Annotated in this window: 19 protein-coding genes and 1 riboswitch; of the genes, 9 read left to right on the top strand and 10 right to left on the bottom strand. The window is 45.1% G+C overall.

Features of this window, described 5'->3' with window-relative positions:
* Positions 1 to 77: 77 nt before the first annotated feature.
* The 3 genes from QFZ80_RS04945 to QFZ80_RS04935 all read left to right on the top strand — a co-directional run bounded on the left by QFZ80_RS04945 (position 78) and on the right by QFZ80_RS04935 (position 2,846).
* Positions 78 to 851, top strand: a complete 774-nt coding sequence (locus QFZ80_RS04945) for a metallophosphoesterase family protein (RefSeq protein WP_307557560.1) — start codon at positions 78 to 80, stop codon at positions 849 to 851.
* A gap of 76 nt (positions 852 to 927) precedes the next feature.
* Positions 928 to 1,146, top strand: coding sequence for a hypothetical protein (locus tag QFZ80_RS04940; protein ID WP_307557558.1), 219 nt, complete (start codon positions 928 to 930; stop codon positions 1,144 to 1,146).
* A gap of 131 nt (positions 1,147 to 1,277) precedes the next feature.
* Positions 1,278 to 2,846 (top strand): IS1182 family transposase, encoded by a 1,569-nt coding sequence (locus QFZ80_RS04935; protein WP_307557555.1) that lies wholly within the window; start codon positions 1,278 to 1,280, stop codon positions 2,844 to 2,846.
* Positions 2,847 to 2,937: 91 nt separating this feature from the next.
* Here the strand turns inward: QFZ80_RS04935 and QFZ80_RS04930 are convergent, their stop codons facing one another.
* The gene (locus QFZ80_RS04930) at positions 2,938 to 3,573 is read right to left on the bottom strand and encodes an O-methyltransferase (RefSeq protein WP_307548349.1); all 636 of its coding nucleotides are present in this window, start codon (positions 3,571 to 3,573) and stop codon (positions 2,938 to 2,940) included.
* 136 nt (positions 3,574 to 3,709) lie between these two features.
* Between QFZ80_RS04930 and QFZ80_RS04925 the strand changes: the two genes are divergently transcribed.
* Positions 3,710 to 4,861, top strand: coding sequence for a THUMP domain-containing class I SAM-dependent RNA methyltransferase (locus QFZ80_RS04925; RefSeq protein WP_307548352.1), 1,152 nt, complete (start codon positions 3,710 to 3,712; stop codon positions 4,859 to 4,861).
* Between the two features lie 379 nt (positions 4,862 to 5,240).
* Here QFZ80_RS04925 and gloA2 read toward each other — a convergent pair whose 3' ends face one another.
* From gloA2 to QFZ80_RS04900, 5 genes are all read right to left on the bottom strand, one after another.
* Entirely contained in the window at positions 5,241 to 5,636 is a 396-nt protein-coding gene (gene gloA2 / locus QFZ80_RS04920) for an SMU1112c/YaeR family gloxylase I-like metalloprotein (protein ID WP_171690071.1), read from the bottom strand.
* Between the two features lie 76 nt (positions 5,637 to 5,712).
* Entirely contained in the window at positions 5,713 to 6,591 is an 879-nt protein-coding gene (locus QFZ80_RS04915) for an exopolyphosphatase (protein ID WP_307557552.1), read from the bottom strand.
* Positions 6,592 to 6,760: 169 nt separating this feature from the next.
* Positions 6,761 to 7,066, bottom strand: a complete 306-nt coding sequence (locus tag QFZ80_RS04910) for a hypothetical protein (protein ID WP_307548358.1) — start codon at positions 7,064 to 7,066, stop codon at positions 6,761 to 6,763.
* Between the two features lie 102 nt (positions 7,067 to 7,168).
* A riboswitch (cyclic di-GMP riboswitch) is annotated at positions 7,169 to 7,263 on the bottom strand.
* 111 nt (positions 7,264 to 7,374) lie between these two features.
* Positions 7,375 to 8,598 (bottom strand): MDR family MFS transporter, encoded by a 1,224-nt coding sequence (locus tag QFZ80_RS04905; RefSeq protein ID WP_307557550.1) that lies wholly within the window; start codon positions 8,596 to 8,598, stop codon positions 7,375 to 7,377.
* Positions 8,599 to 8,975: 377 nt separating this feature from the next.
* Positions 8,976 to 9,977, bottom strand: coding sequence for a glycine-rich domain-containing protein (locus QFZ80_RS04900; RefSeq protein ID WP_307557548.1), 1,002 nt, complete (start codon positions 9,975 to 9,977; stop codon positions 8,976 to 8,978).
* A 111-nt stretch (positions 9,978 to 10,088) separates the two neighbouring features.
* Between QFZ80_RS04900 and QFZ80_RS04895 the strand changes: the two genes are divergently transcribed.
* Complete coding sequence (locus QFZ80_RS04895; protein ID WP_307564029.1) at positions 10,089 to 10,973, top strand: TIGR01777 family oxidoreductase; 885 nt, start codon at positions 10,089 to 10,091, stop codon at positions 10,971 to 10,973.
* A gap of 54 nt (positions 10,974 to 11,027) precedes the next feature.
* Here QFZ80_RS04895 and QFZ80_RS04890 read toward each other — a convergent pair whose 3' ends face one another.
* Complete coding sequence (locus QFZ80_RS04890) at positions 11,028 to 12,518, bottom strand: esterase-like activity of phytase family protein (protein WP_307557546.1); 1,491 nt, start codon at positions 12,516 to 12,518, stop codon at positions 11,028 to 11,030.
* Between the two features lie 170 nt (positions 12,519 to 12,688).
* Here QFZ80_RS04890 and QFZ80_RS04885 point away from each other — a divergent pair, with 170 nt between their 5' ends.
* Positions 12,689 to 13,183 carry a glutathione peroxidase gene (locus QFZ80_RS04885; RefSeq protein WP_307557544.1) on the top strand — a complete coding sequence of 165 codons (495 nt, stop codon included), beginning with the start codon at positions 12,689 to 12,691 and terminating at the stop codon, positions 13,181 to 13,183.
* A 52-nt stretch (positions 13,184 to 13,235) separates the two neighbouring features.
* Here the strand turns inward: QFZ80_RS04885 and QFZ80_RS04880 are convergent, their stop codons facing one another.
* Both QFZ80_RS04880 and QFZ80_RS04875 read right to left on the bottom strand, forming a co-directional pair.
* The gene (locus tag QFZ80_RS04880; protein WP_307440352.1) at positions 13,236 to 13,457 is read right to left on the bottom strand and encodes a YuzB family protein; all 222 of its coding nucleotides are present in this window, start codon (positions 13,455 to 13,457) and stop codon (positions 13,236 to 13,238) included.
* Positions 13,457 to 13,759 (bottom strand): iron-sulfur cluster assembly accessory protein, encoded by a 303-nt coding sequence (locus tag QFZ80_RS04875; RefSeq protein ID WP_307557542.1) that lies wholly within the window; start codon positions 13,757 to 13,759, stop codon positions 13,457 to 13,459. Before QFZ80_RS04875 ends, QFZ80_RS04880 begins: the two co-directional genes overlap by 1 nt.
* Positions 13,760 to 13,976: 217 nt before the next feature.
* Between QFZ80_RS04875 and QFZ80_RS04870 the strand changes: the two genes are divergently transcribed.
* Genes QFZ80_RS04870 through ytvI form a run of 3 tightly spaced genes read left to right on the top strand, consistent with a single transcriptional unit; the run spans position 13,977 to position 16,253 of the window.
* Positions 13,977 to 14,336, top strand: a complete 360-nt coding sequence (locus QFZ80_RS04870; RefSeq protein ID WP_029199371.1) for a winged helix-turn-helix transcriptional regulator — start codon at positions 13,977 to 13,979, stop codon at positions 14,334 to 14,336.
* A gap of 38 nt (positions 14,337 to 14,374) precedes the next feature.
* Positions 14,375 to 15,121: a type I methionyl aminopeptidase gene (map, locus tag QFZ80_RS04865; RefSeq protein WP_307557540.1), complete on the top strand. Its 747-nt coding sequence runs from the start codon at positions 14,375 to 14,377 to the stop codon at positions 15,119 to 15,121.
* Positions 15,122 to 15,140: 19 nt separating this feature from the next.
* Positions 15,141 to 16,253, top strand: coding sequence for a sporulation integral membrane protein YtvI (gene ytvI / locus QFZ80_RS04860; RefSeq protein ID WP_307557538.1), 1,113 nt, complete (start codon positions 15,141 to 15,143; stop codon positions 16,251 to 16,253).
* 60 nt (positions 16,254 to 16,313) lie between these two features.
* On the opposite strand, the gene QFZ80_RS04855 is transcribed toward ytvI, so the two are convergent.
* Positions 16,314 to 17,096 (bottom strand): AraC family transcriptional regulator, encoded by a 783-nt coding sequence (locus QFZ80_RS04855; RefSeq protein ID WP_307557536.1) that lies wholly within the window; start codon positions 17,094 to 17,096, stop codon positions 16,314 to 16,316.
* Between the last annotated feature and the right edge of the window lie 86 nt (positions 17,097 to 17,182).

Genomic DNA, 17,182 nt, shown 5'->3' with positions numbered 1-17,182 from the left:
CAGATTCATCATCCTTGTGGTATAACAGAAGCATAATGAAGTTCATTTGAGTTTATCAGAGAAAGGGAACGAAAACGTTGGAGAAAATCGCAATCATATCGGATATTCATGGTAACTTACCCGCACTGGAAGCTGTGCTTTTAGATATTGAACGCCGAGGCATTAAACGCCTTATTTGTTTGGGCGACCTTGTGGGTAAAGGGCCTGATTCCGCTGCTGTCGTTGACCGTATCAAGGAGGTATGTGAATCCGTTGTTCAAGGAAACTGGGATTTGGGGATTACCCTCCCGCAGGAGCAGACTGCCGGATTGTGGCATCAGCAGCAGCTTGGTAAGGATCGGCTCACTTATTTGAAACAGCTGCCTTTCTCCGTTGATTTGAATGTAAGCGGCAAATTGTTCCGACTGTTCCACGCTTCTGCACAAAGTGTTTATCATAGAGTGAAACGTAAAGCATCCAAGGAAGAGCGTCTCGCGATGTTTCAAAATACGGAGATGACAGGTGCGTCGACGGATGGGAAACAGCCTGATATTGTCGGCTACGGAGACATTCATATTCCCTATCTCATAACGATCAAAAACCCATCGGAGAAATGCCCTGTGAAGCACGCGAGCAGCGGTCTGATGCTCTTCAATGTTGGTAGTGTGGGAACACCCTATGACGGTATTCCGCAAGCCTGCTACTGTGTTTTAGAGGGGGAAACCGATAGCAATGTGCAAGCTGGATTTGCGATTCAATTCGTACGCGTACCTTATGATATTGAATTTGCTGTTCGCTTGGCTTACGCTGCGCAAATGCCAGAAAGTCAACGATATGAACTAGAGATTACTACAGGTCTGGTTCATAAATGAAGAGTGAGAAATAATCATGGGAATTTCTTCCACAATATGATAATATAGGCGTATCATTGAAAGTGAGGATCTATCCATGAGGCTGAACTGGCGTAAAATTGTTTTGATCGTCGTATGTGCAGAGTTATTATTTATCTATTGGAACGGCATCAATGCTATTTCTTTCAAGAAGCAAGAAGTCACTCACCCTAGTACCACATCACAACCAGTGCCTCCGTTAACGCAAATCAAACCAATTACTCCTGGCAAATTAAGCGAGTCTGACTTCCATATACCAGATCAAAAAGCATCTTAAACCAATGAAAGAGGGTGTCCCAAAAGTCATAAAATGACTGAGGGGCATCCTCTCATTTTGTAAACAAAAAGAAACCGTTCTTTGGTAAAATGGAGGTACCACCCAACCACTTACAAAAGGAGACGGTTTCTTTGTACATTCAATATACCATGGATCAACTTTGCCTGCCAATGGACTTGGAGGAAGATATTCCTCAAAATCACCTCGTTCGCATTGTAAACGCCGCCGTGAATCAACTGGATGACGTCATTTTCGACGCAGCTTACCCTGGAGGCGGAAGAGATAGCTATCACCCTAAGATGCTAACAAAAGTGATCATTTATGCCTACACCCAGCGTATTTACTCCTCCCGACAGATCGCCAAGGCTGTCCGCGAAAACGTCATGTTCATGTGGATTGCAGGCAGACAACGACCCGACTTCCGCACCATTAACCGTTTTCGTTCTGAACGGATGAAAGCCCTGCTGGAGACCGTATTTACCGCGGTTCTTCAATTTTTGGCCGACGAGAAGTACGTTCAACTAGAGCACTATTTTGTTGACGGTACTAAAATTGAAGCGAATGCCAATCGGTATACCTTTGTTTGGGGTAAAGCGGTTGTGAAGCATAAGGCCAAGCTTCAGGAGAAAGTGCAGACGCTGTTTGCCACGATCGAAGAAGCTGAGAAGCAAGAAGAGCAGATGCATGTTGGCCAAGACCTAAGCGAACTGGGCGGAGCGTCTAAGATCACAAGTGAAAAATTAGAGATCGCTGTCAAACAATTGGAAGAAAGACTGCAGGAAAACCCGAAGGACAAGTCGCTAAAGAAAGCCGTGCGCACACTTCGAAAAGATCTTCTTCCTCGACTTCAAAAGTATGAAACACATGAAGAAATTTTAGGGAGTCGGAATAGCTACAGTAAGACCGACAAAGATGCTACGTTCATGCGGATGAAAGAAGATCATATGCGAAACGGCCAACTTAAGCCGGGTTACAATGTACAGATCGGCACTGAAAATCAATTTATCCTCGGCTACAGCGTACACCAACGGCCTACCGATACACGCTGCCTCATCCCTCATCTTGAAAAAGTAAAATCGCAACTAGGCAAGCTGCCGAGCACGATCATCGCTGATGCGGGATATGGCGGCGAAGAGAACTACGACTATTTAGAGCAAAATGAAGTCGAAGCCATCGTCAAATATAGCACCTATCACCGTGAGAAAAACAAAGCGTGGCAAAAGGATATTAGTAAAATCGACAACTGGACCTATGACGAAGAACAAGATACGTGGACATGTGCGACAGGACAACCCCTCATTTTCCGCAGAGCAAGCAAAGAGAAAACGGAGAGTGGATATGAAATCGAGTACCGCCATTACCGGAGTGCAAGCTGTGAAGGTTGCCCGCTGAAACCACAGTGTACGAAAGCCCAAGGTAATCGCGAAGTTAAAGTAAGCATGAACTACTTGCGATTAAAGAACCAAGCGCGCAACAAACTCCGTAGCGAAGAAGGTTACGCGCTAGCAGTACGGCGTATGATTGAGCCAGAGCCTGTGTTTGGTGACATCAAGAACAACCGCGGATTCAAAAGATTCCTGCTTCGAGGCTTACCCAAAGTAAGTCTAGAGGTCGGGTGGCTTTCGCTTGCCCATAACTTGCTGAAGAAAGCAGCGATGGACGCTAAAAATAAAGGAGCTAAGCACGTACAAGCCGCTTAGCTCCTTTTTCATTCAAATATTCACTTTTTCTAACGATCTGGAGTGTCCTACACACCAAGACTATCATGGCTTTTGGGACACCCTCTTTTTATTACTTCACTCGTGCTAAAGCCAAGCCATCATAAGCTGGCAGGATGGTGCTTTCCAAACGCGGATCAGTGGCGATCAATTGATTGAAAGTACGCATCGCCTGAACTGAGGCTTTGGTTTGGTTCGCATCGACAACTTTTCCTCGCATCAGTGTGTTATCCCCCGCAATAATGGCGCCAGGATTCGCCAGTTTAATTGCGAGCTCCAAATAATTCGGATAATTCACCTTGTCTGCATCGATAAAAAAGAAATCAAATCGCTCTCCCTGCTCAAGAAGCTCATTCAGATGAATGAGTGCTTCGCCAATCCGGTACTCAACGAGCTCGCCAAGGCCCGCTTCGGTCACATTTTGCTTGGCTACATCAGCAAATTCTTGTTTTAACTCAAGCGAAATCAGCTTGCCGCCCTCTTTCAAGCCTCTCGCCAAACAAATCCCGCTATAACCGCCCAAAGCACCTACTTCCAACACCTTCGTTGCGCCTATCATCGTGACCAGCATAGTGAGCAATCTGCCGTATCCTGGTGCTATCGATATTTCAGGCATATTATGGGTGCGTATGACTTCCTTAACTCGCTCTAGAACGGTATCTTCTTCGTATAAACCCTCCATATAGCTCTCGGCTGTTATGGTTTCCATGTTTTATCCTCCTTAGAAAAATCATCAAAGTATCCACTTTGCGTGTTCCGTTTGTAAGTGTAACCTATTTGTCCTATACTTGTTAATTGTATGAGTTTATTGAGCGATGTACAACCCGGATGGAAGGAATCTAAACATGCCACAACAAATTGAACTAATCGCAACTTGCCCAATGGGACTTGAGGCCATCGTTGCTCGCGAAATCCGTGATCTTGGCTACAACGAGGTGACTGTCGAGAATGGCCGTGTCCGATTTCTTGGCGATGAGCTGGCCATCTGCCGCACCAATCTTTGGCTCAGAACCGCCGATCGCATCTTGGTACTCATGGGCCAATTTAAGGCCGTGACTTTCGATGAGCTTTTCGAAGGCGCCAAAGCGCTTGCTTGGCCGGACTGGATTCCGAACGATGCCGAATTCCCTGTGGAAGGGCGTTCCCATAAGTCACAATTATCTAGCGTTCCCGCTTGCCAAGGAATTGTGAAAAAAGCCGTCGTGGAGAAGCTGAAGCTTCGCTACGGAACGGAGTGGTTCCCTGAGAACGGAGCACGCTACGTGATCGAAATCGCACTCCTGAACGATATCGCAACGCTAACGATCGACACTACCGGCGCCAGCTTACACAAGCGTGGCTACCGCAAGCTCGTGACCGAAGCGCCGCTCAAGGAAACCATGGCGGCTGCGATGATCCTCCTGAGCCGCTGGAAGGTCGACAGACCGCTCTACGACCCGTTCTGCGGGTCTGGAACGATTCCGATCGAGGCTGCTATGATCGGATGGAACATCGCGCCAGGACTGCGGCGCAGCTTCCCTAGCGAGGCGTGGGGCAATATCCCCCGCAAGCTGTGGGACAAGGCTCGCGACGAGGCCTTCGACGCGGTTAAAGATGATGTTCCGCTGAACATCATTGGCAGTGACATTGATCCCTCTGCCATCGAAGTCGCAGAGGCTGCCGCGAAAGCCGCCGGCTTGACGAAGCAGTTCAAGCTGCTCGTGGAACCAGTAGCTAAAGCCCGCCCACGCGGAGACTACGGCTGCTTGATCACCAACCCTCCTTATGGAGAGCGGCTTGGTGAAGCGCAAGATGTAGAGGTGGCGCTGCGCCAGCTCGGTGCACTCACCGCTCCCATGCCTTCATGGAGCATGTTCATCTTAAGCCCGAGCACACAGCTCGAGCACTATATGAACCGCCGCGCGGATAAGAAGCGCAAACTATTTAATGGTCGGATCGAATGTAACCTGTTCCAGTATCTTGGACCATTGCCACCGCGCAGACAAACGGACAAGTGAGAAAACCTCTATCGAGGCCAATCAGGGATGTGCGACCGCGTTTAGCGAGGAGAGACTTTGGTCTACTACCAAAGATCCCTATATGCGGAGAGACTTTGGTCTCCGACCAAAGATCCCTATATTAGGTTTTATCGCCAATAAGAAAGCGGTTTTCGGGTTCCGAAAACTTATACTTTCTTATGTGGAAAAATAAAAATCCCTCAACGGCTCATCCGACCGAACTGCATGCATGCAGCGGTCAGACCAAGCTAATGAGGGATTTTATTTTATAAACAAAAACCAAATCAATAACGCCCATATGGGAATGGACACAAGAATACTCCATAGGCAGCCTTTGGCAAACCTCAGCTTCGGCTCCTGTTCTGTCCTTTCTTGGCGATCATTTCGCATGTTCCACCAACTCCAAGGGCAGACCATCCGGATCTGCAAAAAAAGTATATTGGTCACCGGTAATAGGATCAATCCTTACCGGTTCTACCGCAATCCCCTTGCTCTCAAGTTCCTTAACGCTTTGTTCCATATTCGGCACGACAAAAGCCAGATGCCTAAGACCCCTTGCCTCAGGCTGGTTAACTCGCAGCGGAGGATTCGGAAATGAAAACAACTCGATCTGCTGCTCGGTCTTCCCGATGCGTAGATCCAACTTATAGGAGTCACGTTCTGCACGATATGTTTCGTGTATGACTGTTAATCCAAGTAAGTCGACATAGAAGTGTTTCGATCGCTCATAATTGGAGCTGATGATCGCCACATGATGAATTTGTTCTAACTCCACTCCATTGCCCCCTGTCCCCATTTCGTGAAAAACCGCTTTCCGGGAACTCCCCATCCTGCGGTCCGTTTCACTTATTTTATCCGTCTGTTCTCATCGTTTCAACAATTTTCTTCAAAACTTCCTCAGCGTGCACATAGTCAACTTGGCAAGTACCAGCTGCATGATGACCGCCTCCACCATTTTGGAGCATCAAATTGCCAATATTCGTTTTGGACGAGCGATTCACAATGCTGTGACCACAAGCAAAGACGCAGTTTTGTTTATTTCGGCCATCGACGACCCAAATCGAGATATTTTGCTCCGGATAAAGGGCATACACCATGAAACGGTTCCCTGGATAGATGGTTTCCACATCACGAAGGTCGGTAATAATAACATTGCCTTCCGTCCGCGTATAGGTTTGAAGCATATCACGATATAAGGCATCTAACTCAAAATATCGCGAAACACGCTCTTTCACATCTGGTAATTCCATAATCTCATGAACGGACATCGTTGCACAGTGCTCCACAAGATCTTCCATCAATTGATAATTACTAATCCGATAATCGCGATAACGGCCTAAACCCGTTCGAGCATCCATGATAAAAGATAATAAATCCCATCCGCTTGGGTTCAAAATATCTTCTTTGCTGAACTGCGCCGAATCCGCTTTATCTACCCCACGCATAATATCATCGATATCACCGAAGGTCTCAGGCCCTCCATAGTAATCATAAACAACACGTGCCGCACTTGGCGCGATACGGGTTTCCCCTTTGAATTCAATCTTTTCGCCCATCCGCTCAAGTTCACTGGAATGATGATCGAACCACAAGCCACAAGCCGCTACATAAGGGACATTGGCCAAAATATCGTTTTCCGAAACCTCTATCAAACCGTCCTGCATATCTTTGGGATGGACGAATTTCATTTCATCCACCATGTTTAAATCTTTTTGAAAAGCATCGCGCATACTAATCCATCAAAATCCGAACGAGTGATTAATCTCATGCATGTATCCCCCTAATAATAGTTCCAAAGCACTACTAAAATCCACAATCATTATATCAGCTTGTGTCAATTTGTGACAATCATTTTGTCTTTATAAATCCCTTACAGCTGGTAATAAAAAAACGGTACGCCTAGATAGGCTGTACCGTTCTTAATTTGGATGATAAACATTGATAAAGCCTTGTCAAAAATGCTTCAATTTGCGACATCGGCGGCATTTTCACAGAAAGTTTAACCTCGCCCTTCCAGTAGAAAATCAAGATGCTATTGTTTCTCCCGTGAAACATTTCAACATCCCAACAATTTTCATTTAACGCGTATTCTTCCCGATTAATCATGAGCTTTGGTCCATCCGAGGAAGGCACCAAACGGGCAACATGATTACCACATAGTGAAGTCACTTTTTGTTCTTCTTGTTGTATTCCTTCTGATTGCATGCTGCTGGATCCTCCTTTTATTTTTACATGAATTTGTTATGACAGAGAAAAACCCCACCATAGTGAACCGATCGGAGGGGTTCTGATGTTGATACCCAATCGTTCGGCGGCTGGCTGGCTGCGAGTCCGGTTTGCAGGACAAGGAAGCCCCTTTAGCTTTGCGTCACTGGCTTTCGCCAGCTTTGCCTTTGTCGAGATGTCTTGCTACATATCTGAAGAACTAAGAGTAATAAATATGTACACTCTCAAGGATACGGGAAGTCGTTTTGAAATCGAATAGTTCCTAAGAACTAATTTTGCATTATTTTTCAAAAAAATTCTTTTTTCGACGTATTTTTCGCCATCATTTGACGAATTGAGCCTCTCCAGTAGAAAATGGATCCCGCAATTGTAAGAACAGCCATAAGAACATATAACGTATCTCCACCATAAGAAACGAGCAAGAACCCACCTACCCAGGGTCCAATAAAGTGGCCTATGTTCGTTAATGTTTGAGCGCCAAAATAGGTGCCACGCATATGCTCGGGAGCTAATTTGTCAATCAACATATTAGCAGCGGGGTAATTTAGAATCTCGCCAAGGGTGAAAATACCCATCGAAATAATTAGCCATACCAGCGAGTGGGAAAATGCAAAGCCGACATCCCCTAACGCAAACATTAGGTTGCCAATTACAATTGCAGCGACTGGCGTGTACTTTTCGGCCAACCGAGTAAGTGGAATCTGCATGACAATGACCACAATCGCATTCACACTCATCAAGATCGCAAACATTTTCACGCCATCGACAAAACTCTGCTCCAAATATTGCGAAAGTGTCACCATCACCTGGGAGTATCCGATAGCTCCAATAATGCCACCAAAGATATACAAGCGAAAAGTCATATCACTGCGAATCACTCGCACAGCAGAACCGAAAGTAACCGAAGATTTCTTCTCACCCTCGATTTTCTTGATGCCAAAAGCGATGAGCAGTGCGTAAAGAGTGACCGCATAAATAAAATAAATGATTCCTGTGATGAGAAAAGGCAGCGCACCGTTCATCGTAGCGAAAAAGGCACCCAAAAGTGGCCCGACTGCAACACCAAGATTAATAGCCATATACCGCATCGAAAATACTTTAAGTCGCTTCGCAGGTTCTGTGAGATCTGCCATCAACGCCTGCGACACGGGCTCATAAAAGGATCGGCACAAGCCGTTCAGCATATTGAGCAGCATAAACAGAATTGGTAATTTAACCATGCTGAAGCCTAAGAACACGAACGCCCAGCCGAAAAGCGCCGCCAGCATGATAATGCGCCTTCCGAATCGGTCCGATAAGGTGCCCCCAATAAAACCGCCTACGGTCCCAGCCAAAGAACCCATCCCAATGACAATTCCGATCATCACCGCACTCATCGACGTATGTCTGGCTAAATAAATCGCGAGAAACGGCAAACTCATAGAGGACGCGGCCCTAGCCATAACGGTTCCAAGTATTAACGTATGTACAATGGGATGATAAGAATTTAGAAAACCACGCAATCGATTCATTAGAGATGACTCCTATCGCTGTTTAATTTACCGAAGGTCAAAGAAATCGACACCGAATTCCAATTATACACGAAAAATGACGATATGTGTCTCCAATTTGGCTCTAGTTTTGAATCTGTGAGCCGCTGACTTCCTTTAGATTCATCCTCGCGGGCGACACCCTTGTCTTAAGCTAATGGCTACTACTGCCTTCGCCATTCAGGACTTGAAACCTGTAGATAGCGCCCATGCTGGGCGCACAACAAAAGACACCCTCCGACGGAGAGTGTCCAAAAGAAAGTTTTCATCATGTTCCTAGTGTCCATTCACCGCTTTACCCGGAACCCCAGTCGGGGTCATGCGATTTTACGAACAGAATGCTGCTTCCGCAGCTTACGTTAACTGCCGCCGCATCCAGACCCGCAGCTCGACCCTGACGAGCAAGAAGAACCCGAGCCGGAGCTGCAGCTGCTAGAGCTACCACTACCTTGATCTCCTGAGCTGTCGTTATTGCTTCCATAGCCGCCACAACCCGATGAAGAACAGCTGCTTTGCTTGTATTTCTCCGATTCTAGTCCAGCCTCAGGCCACTGCGAGTTCATCCCGCTTGTATAGTTACCATTATCCTGAATGGAGAAGAACATCATGGCTCCTGCCATATACACCATGTTGTTCGGGTTTGTTAGTGAATCCTTCCAGCCTGTGTCCTCAAACCTGCGACTGTTCACTGAATGTCTGGCTTCTTTAATCGCCTGCGTGATTAGTACGCGGATCGTCTCTGCAACTTCTGGATACCGCTTCGCCTGCTCCATATCGAACCATTGCTCGGCGATTTCTTCTTCATTCGCTTTGCGAAGCAAATCTGTACGTTCCTCATCCAGCGGATTGCGGAAAAAACCGTTCCAGCATCGTGAACTCGTTGGAGCGAACTCGAACAAGTGCGCATATACCCAATCGAACCAAGCACGTTCACCCGGCATTTGCTTCGGTTCACGTTCAGGTGAATGATGAATAACGCCACCAGCGAATTGATCCCCGAACCGTTGATATTCTCTCGTAAACATCAGCATCTCATGCCAAATTTCATCGATTTCGCTGCTAAACATCGGAGTTCTTTTTAAAATGAGATTCATCAGGAAAAATCGCTTTAATTCGAACCATTTACAGGCAAACTCGTCATCGGACATGGAAGGATTCCCAGCTTTTACGCGATATTGGAGTCTTTCTACATAATCAAGTGGAAGTGCACTATTCAGCTTAGTAACGATACGTTCTAACGGAACTCCTTCTAGCAAACCAAGCCCTTGGGGTAGATCTGAAGCTCGAAAGTCCGGTTTGGATTTGCCTACGCGACTTCTCTTGGACGGTTTGGGTGATTTTCGGAATAAAAAACGAAACATTTGGCATCCCTCCCTATTTCCAATATAACATAGTAATGTAAAGAGAAGAATAACGCAGATTGGAAAACATTGTATATAGGCCCTATAATAAAAGAAAGGAGGTGCTGAATGATGAAAGTAGCAGTCACCGGCGGCAGCGGGTTTATAGGCAAACGATTGATTTCTCATTTGCAGCAGCAAGGTCATGAAGTCATCAATATTTCACGTTCACCCAGAGCTGTTATAGAGCATGTACGCACCGTCACTTGGGATCAACTAAAGACGGATTCGAGCGCATTCGCAGGACTGGATGCCATAGTAAATTTAGCTGGTGAGTCGATAAATCAGCGTTGGACAGCTGCAGCCAAAGAACGAATCGTTGGGTCTCGTCTAAAAGCGGCTGTGCAAGTGGCTCAGCTTGTAGAACGCATGGATGTGAAACCGAAAGTCGTCGTTAATGCTTCAGGAATGTCCGTTTACGGGACCTCAGAAACCGAAACCTTTGACGAACGAAGTCCGCATCGCCCTGTGGATTTCTTATCGAAGGTAGTCGAACAGTGGGAAGCCGCGGCTGATCAGATACAGGGAACACGAATCGTAAAAGTCCGCGTTGGCCTTGTTCTAGATGGCAAGGAAGGCGCATTCCCAAAAATGGCCTTGCCTTATAAGCTTGGTGTTGGCGGTCCCATAGGCAGCGGCAAGCAATGGCTCTCCTGGATTCACATCGATGATATGGTGAGGCTTATCGATTTTTGCATTCAGAATGAAGCGATTCTAGGTCCTGTTAATGCGACAGCGCCGAATCCGGTCACGAATAAGGAGTTTGGACGGGCCTTAGCGAAAGCAATGCGGAGACCTAATCTTTTCCCGCTTCCCGCTTTTATTTTAAAAATAATGTTCGGTGAGTTATCTACGCTGCTTTTGGAAGGTCAGAAGGTGCTCCCTCGCGTATTATTAGAGCATGGCTTTACGTTTAAATATTCTTTCGTAGACAAAGCCCTCGCTGATATGGTTTAAATAATAAAACCCAGACCACGGAGAGCGCCTCGATGAACTGGGTTTTCGTTTACTTTATTTCGTGGATAAGTCGTCTGAAACTTGAATAAGTTGTAATTGTGTTGGCGCGCTTGTTAGTGTTAATACGCCTTTATCGTCATAGCTAATACCGAAGTCATTGTCGTTAACAATCGCAATTGTATTTTTGTCAACAACCGTCAAGCCTTCAATCTTCTCATACGGGTATCCTAGTTTAGCAATATCGACAATTAATTCCTTGCTAACTGGTTGAATACCTTGGTCTTTGAGCTGCTGAACGGATAGGCTTTCCAAGTTTTTGCTTGTATCTTTTCCTAAAATATTCGTAGCCTTAGAGAAATCGGATTTGTAAATTCGTTTCAGCTGTGCGTCAGCACCCGCATTCTTATCACGCTCATCCACAAGCAGCTCATCACTGGATAGTGCGGAGAGATCACTGATCACGATATCTTTTTGATTCACTTTAACGAACATGCCAGCTTGCTCAGCCACATAAACATACTCACCCACAATTTGTTTCGTGGCTAGGTCCATTTTGAGGATACGCAGATTTCTGGATGACTCCCCTGTTTTCTTATCCGGATTTGCCATTGGACTTTGAATGGACGTATACAAGAATTTACCGTCTGGGGAAATCGTCACCCCTTCGAATCCACGGTTGGAAATACGCGTATTGTAAACCTCAGGCAGTGTATCAAAAATTGGCGTTTGAGCACCGGCTTGAACGAGCTTGTCTTTAGCGCCTTTAGGGACGTAGCGTCCTAGTATCGTGCCATCACGTTTCACTTGAAGAATGGATGGGCGATACTCATCTGAAACCCAAAATGTATCGTCAGATGGGCTATATGCGATACCTTCCAGATCAAGACCATCCGGATCATAAGCCAGCTTCGTAACACCTTTCTCATCATACGGTACTTCATCAATTCCAACCAAGTTCGGCAGTCCTGTTATGTATTTGCTATGGCTTACTTTATCTAATTTGCCATCCGGAAGCGAGAGTTTGATCGTCTCCAAGATTTCAATGTTTCCGTTCGTAATTTTGAATTTATAAATACGTGGCGTGTAGTTATCGATCGGGAATGTGCGAAGTTTATCTTTACCTACTTCACCGTTGGGTCCACGATCTGCCAACGTATAGAACGTATCTGCAGCATCTTTAGCTAAGTGAACCAGACCTGAGAACCCGCCTTCTTGAATACCTTTATCAAGCACAGGAGCATTTTTCCACTCAAATTTACCAGTCACTTTAGGAATATCTTTAAGCGTGATGGATTGATTCCATTCATTCCATTCGATTTGTTTACCAAGCGCTTCACCAATGGTACGAAGAGAAACATATGTGCTACCGTTAATGACAACGGGATCTTTATCAAGCGTAAGCGTTTTCCCGCCGGAAGTTAGTTGAAACTTTACAGCAATAGCCTCCAAGGTAGCTTGTCCTGCGGATACGACAGTTGTTGTAAAAACGGCACAAATGGCCGCAAGTACAATTAGCAGTCGTTTTCTTCTGAGTAATCTTTTCATATAAACCCTCCATCATCTAATAAACTTTCACTGTGATAAGCATAATGTTTATATATTCGTGGAGTGTCAGAGGGATATGAAAAAAATGTAAACTAAAAAAACAGCTTTTCAAATCCGTTAAAATTGCACACATTTAATTTGTGTAAGATAAAACAAAGGAGGCGGCCCTTTTGAACGTTCATCAATTTACAGTTCGTACAATCCGCGGTGAAGAAAAGTCTCTTGCTGATTACCAAGGTCAAGTGCTGCTTATTGTGAATACCGCAACGATGTGCGGCTTTGCTCCTCAATTCAAAGGACTTCAAGAGCTCCATGACACATATAAGGAACAAGGTTTTAGCGTGTTAGGATTTCCGTGCAATCAATTTAAGGACCAGGAACCCGGCGACGATACTCAAGTCGAGCAAGCTTGCCAAATTAATTTCGGTGTTACCTTTCCGTTGTTCTCCAAAATCAATGTGAACGGCGCAGACGCCCATCCGCTTTACCAATACCTGAAAAAGCAGGCTTCAGGTCTTCTCGGTTCAAGCATTAAATGGAATTTCACAAAGTTTTTAGTTGATCAGCAAGGCAATGTGATTAAACGATTCTCCCCTACCACTTCACCAAGCAAAATAGACAGCCAAATTCGCAAGCTGTTGGAGAAATCAGCAGTTCATGCTTAATTTCTTTGAATGTAAAAAAGCATCCAACCCCAAAGTGGGCGGATGCTTTTTCTCATTTTACATACTTTTTTGCCTTTTCAATCGCTTCGTCTTCTGTTGGTGCTGTCACATAGCGTCCATTAATAAAAATAAATGCAAATCGGGAACAAGGACCGCAATATGATTTGCAGGCAACTTTGACTTCAGCATCGGGTGCAATGACACTTATCTTAGAAAGGGCAGTCTTCACTTTCATGTGTTTGCATTTATCACAAATGCGAATATCATTGCGCATTAGTGATCTCCGTGATTCCCCTTGCTTGGGTTCGTAATCATGAAGCCTTCTTCTGGTGTGTAGAAGTAATCAATACGGATGCCATCCAGCAAAGGCTCATTTTTATCTAGAATAACGTCAATACCTTTATCTGTGCTTACAAGGACGTCATTTTCTGATTTATCGTCAAGACCCAAACCATAGTGAGCATGGTCACCGTGCGAATGAGTCACTTGAACGCGAACCAATAATCCTTTGTTTTCTTCTTTATCAAGCTCCAAATGAAGTACTTTAGCAGCATTACGAGAAATTTTGACGTTCATATGTACACATCTCCTGAAACATTAATTTTTATTTCTTATTGTAAAGAATCTAAGGCACGAAATCAACCTTTGCCCCAAGTCATCCCTTACTTCTTGCTAATTCACTAAACGAACTTTAAAATACATAGTAGTGAGCACAAAGAGCACTAATTACACGGAAGTAACTAACTTACATATAAGTTAGTTACATACATTCAATTTGAAAGGAAGCGGTCTTATGTCAACCCTAGAGAATGAAAAAGTCGCTCCACTCAGCAACTATGTTCCTAAAGTACCCAAAGAAATCGAATGCTCGGTTGAGAGAACACTTGAAGTTATTGGTGGAAAATGGGCTTTTCTCGTGCTTCGCGAATTATTTTGCGGAACGAAACGTTTCGGCGAGCTGCAGCGCCAGATAACTGGAGTCAGCCCTAAATCATTAACGGATATCCTTCGTCACCTTGAGGAACATGGGGTTTTGGAACGAATGGCTTACCCTACGGTTCCTGTTACGGTCGAGTATACTTTGACACCCAAAGGCCAGGATTTGCATCAAATAATAAAAGAAATGAAGTTATGGTCAGCAAAGTGGACATAATGAATAATTAGGGAATATCACCAGAGGAGTGGAGCAAGATGATCACAATCAAATCAAAAGAACAAATTGAAAAGATGGGCAGAGCGGGTCGCATCCTGGCTGATTGCCATAAAGAAATTGCCAAGATAATTCGACCTGGTATAACCTCCTGGGAAATCGACCAATTCGTAGAGGGCTTTCTGACTAAGCACGGGGCCACTCCTGAGCAAAAAGGGTATCACGGTTATCAATATGCCACTTGTGCATCCGTCAACGACGTGATCTGTCACGGTTTTCCTAAGAAGGAGCCTCTGAATGACGGCGATATTGTAACCATCGACATGGTTGTACGTATAGATGGTTGGTTGGCAGACTCCGCGTGGTCTTATGCGGTGGGTAACATTTCTCCAGTTGCCGAGAAATTGCTGAAAGTAACGAAAGAATCTTTATACAAAGGAATTGAGCAAGCTGTTCCCGGCAATCGTATCGGTGATGTGTCGCATGCCATCCAAGTGTACGCTGAATCGCATGGTTTTTCCGTTGTAAGAGATTTTATTGGTCACGGGATTGGCTCCGAAATGCATGAAGAGCCGCAAGTGCCTCATTATGGACCAGCAGGCAAAGGGCCGCGGATTAAAGAAGGCATGGTCTTCACGATTGAACCGATGCTTAATGTAGGTAAATACCATTCCAAAGTAGATCAAGATGGATGGACAGCAAGGACTTATGACGGCAGTTTGTCCGCTCAATATGAACATACGATTGCCATTACGAGTCAAGGGCCGATTATTTTGACCGAACAATAATGATACCGGAGGAACATGCATGATTTCTTTTTACAAGAAATATTGGAGAACAGCCTTTGACATTGCTCTCATTGTTCTAACCGTCTATTTATTCATGCTGTTATTTAGTTACCTGTATCGCATCGCTACCCCTATCTTCCTGGCTCTGATCATTTTCATGATGATCGAGCCTTTTGCTCGGTTTTTGAACCGCAAAGGGATACGCAAGTCAATCGCATCGGCGATTTCGACCTTAATTTTCGTCCTTATCATCCTTGGCGCACTAACCGGTGCCGCTGTCATTTTCACCAGCCAGATCATGAGTCTTGTCGATAAGGTGGATGAATATCAAGCGGTGTTCAACGATCAAATTGTGCAAAGAATTAGCGATTTGAATGACCGATTCCAAACGCTGCCACCTGACGTTATTGTGAAAGCCAAAGATTATGCTGGGCAATTCGCCGGCAACGCTTCCAAGTTTATCATTGCTTTCTTATCTGGATTGGTAGCCTCGCTGACATCCTTCTCAACCTTCATGTTCAACTTCATCGTTGGGATTATATTAGCCTACTTCCTTAGCATTGAAATTGATTCTTGGAAACGCCTTGCAGGTGAAAAAACACCAAAAACCTTCAAATCCGTCTTCTTTTTTCTTAAAGAAAATGTGGTGAAGGGTATCGTCTCCTACATAAAAGCGCAAGCCAAATTGATCACTTTGACGTTCATAGTTGTATTTTTCGCCTTGCTCATGCTCGGCGTTAACAATGCTTTCTCGATTGCGCTGTTGTCAGGCCTCTTCGATGTACTGCCATTGCTCGGCGTATCCACTTTGTTCATTCCATGGATCATCTACCTGTTTATTGTTGGCCAAACGACCCTAGCGATCTGGCTAAGTGCCTTACTCCTGGTCGTCATCCTCGTCAGACAAGTTATGGAGCCAAAGATTACTGGGGAATCACTTGGGGTATCGGCCTTTACGACCTTAGCCTTCATGATTGTATCCCTTTCCCTCTTTGGATTTGCAGGGGTCATCCTTTCACCTGTATTGATCATTCTGATCAAAGCTCTGTATACGCAAGGTTACCTACAACGCTGGATTCGGAAGCCTGAAGATGAGTATGTTCAAGGCAAATTACCTTATAGCGGACCTTAGTGTCCCAAATCAACGAAAAAAGGCTCCAGCTTTTCCTCAGGAAAAGTTGGTGCCTTTTTTTTATACGCGATGCCTGCTTCGGTAGATCGATGGAGCCATGCCCATTTTTTGCGTAAAAACGCGGCTCAAATAAAAACCGTTTTCGAATCCGCATTTCGCGGCAATCGCATCCAAAGTAAGCGTTGATTCCTCCAGCAAATGCCGAGCCCTTGTGAGACGCATCTCATTCAGAAACTCAGAAGGTGTTTGCCCGAACGCCCTGCGAAACTTACGGGTGAATTGTACGGGGGTTAGTCCCAGCGTTACAGCCAAATCCAATAGGGATAGGCTTGCATAAGCATATTCTGTCATGTATCTCCGGGCCTTCTCCATCAACAAGTCGACTTCTGTGGAAGGGTCATCTTTGCGATCTCGCTCCATTTTGACCAAACGTAATAAATCGTTCACCATGTGCTGTTTATGCAGCGTGCTCTCTTCATCCCAGCCGGGAAGCTGTCTCAAATATCGATAATTGGAAGATAAACGATCTGTATCGTTAATCGTCAATTTCCCTTTCCAGAAGGCTTCATCACCTAAACTAGGTTTAGACAACCATACAAACTGCAGGAAGTGAAAGGACAGGGGTTCAAGTGTTTTCCTCTGAAACACGGTATGGGGTGGACAGATGACAAAGTCTCCGAACTCCGCTTCGCCTTTCTGCTCCCCAACTCGATAGAAGAATCTGCCGTCTTCTACGGCAAATATCGTCCAACAAGGATACTCATCTTCTTCTAGCATAAACGCCACTTTACGGTGCCAATAGACATGGGAGATGAGCTTAATAGTTACATCACGAAAAGACACTTTTTCACCCCTTCCACATTGAAATAAAGTATATGTTTATTGTAACTGTCTGCATGTTAAATGAGAATAGGATATTTTACAATGAA

The organism is Paenibacillus sp. V4I7, assembly GCF_030817275.1.
Classification (GTDB): Bacteria; Bacillota; Bacilli; order Paenibacillales; family NBRC-103111; genus Paenibacillus_E.
The sequence above is the reverse complement of the archived record's forward strand: the minus strand, read 5'-3'. Positions and strand labels throughout refer to the sequence as shown.

Bases quoted from the DNA above. Each gene is read 5' to 3' on its own strand.
- QFZ80_RS04940 (WP_307557558.1), top strand. From the start codon at position 928: ATGAGGCTGAACTGGCGTAAAATTGTTTTGATCGTCGTATGTGCAGAG.
- QFZ80_RS04930 (WP_307548349.1), bottom strand. From the start codon at position 3,573: ATGGAAACCATAACAGCCGAGAGCTATATGGAGGGTTTATACGAAGAA.
- QFZ80_RS04925 (WP_307548352.1), top strand. From the start codon at position 3,710: ATGCCACAACAAATTGAACTAATCGCAACTTGCCCAATGGGACTTGAG.
- QFZ80_RS04915 (WP_307557552.1), bottom strand. From the start codon at position 6,591: ATGCGCGATGCTTTTCAAAAAGATTTAAACATGGTGGATGAAATGAAA.
- QFZ80_RS04910 (WP_307548358.1), bottom strand. From the start codon at position 7,066: ATGCAATCAGAAGGAATACAACAAGAAGAACAAAAAGTGACTTCACTA.
- QFZ80_RS04905 (WP_307557550.1), bottom strand. From the start codon at position 8,598: ATGAATCGATTGCGTGGTTTTCTAAATTCTTATCATCCCATTGTACAT.
- QFZ80_RS04900 (WP_307557548.1), bottom strand. From the start codon at position 9,977: ATGTTTCGTTTTTTATTCCGAAAATCACCCAAACCGTCCAAGAGAAGT.
- QFZ80_RS04895 (WP_307564029.1), top strand. From the start codon at position 10,089: ATGAAAGTAGCAGTCACCGGCGGCAGCGGGTTTATAGGCAAACGATTG.
- QFZ80_RS04890 (WP_307557546.1), bottom strand. From the start codon at position 12,518: ATGAAAAGATTACTCAGAAGAAAACGACTGCTAATTGTACTTGCGGCC.
- QFZ80_RS04880 (WP_307440352.1), bottom strand. From the start codon at position 13,457: ATGCGCAATGATATTCGCATTTGTGATAAATGCAAACACATGAAAGTG.
- QFZ80_RS04875 (WP_307557542.1), bottom strand. From the start codon at position 13,759: ATGAACGTCAAAATTTCTCGTAATGCTGCTAAAGTACTTCATTTGGAG.
- QFZ80_RS04870 (WP_029199371.1), top strand. From the start codon at position 13,977: ATGTCAACCCTAGAGAATGAAAAAGTCGCTCCACTCAGCAACTATGTT.
- map (WP_307557540.1), top strand. From the start codon at position 14,375: ATGATCACAATCAAATCAAAAGAACAAATTGAAAAGATGGGCAGAGCG.
- ytvI (WP_307557538.1), top strand. From the start codon at position 15,141: ATGATTTCTTTTTACAAGAAATATTGGAGAACAGCCTTTGACATTGCT.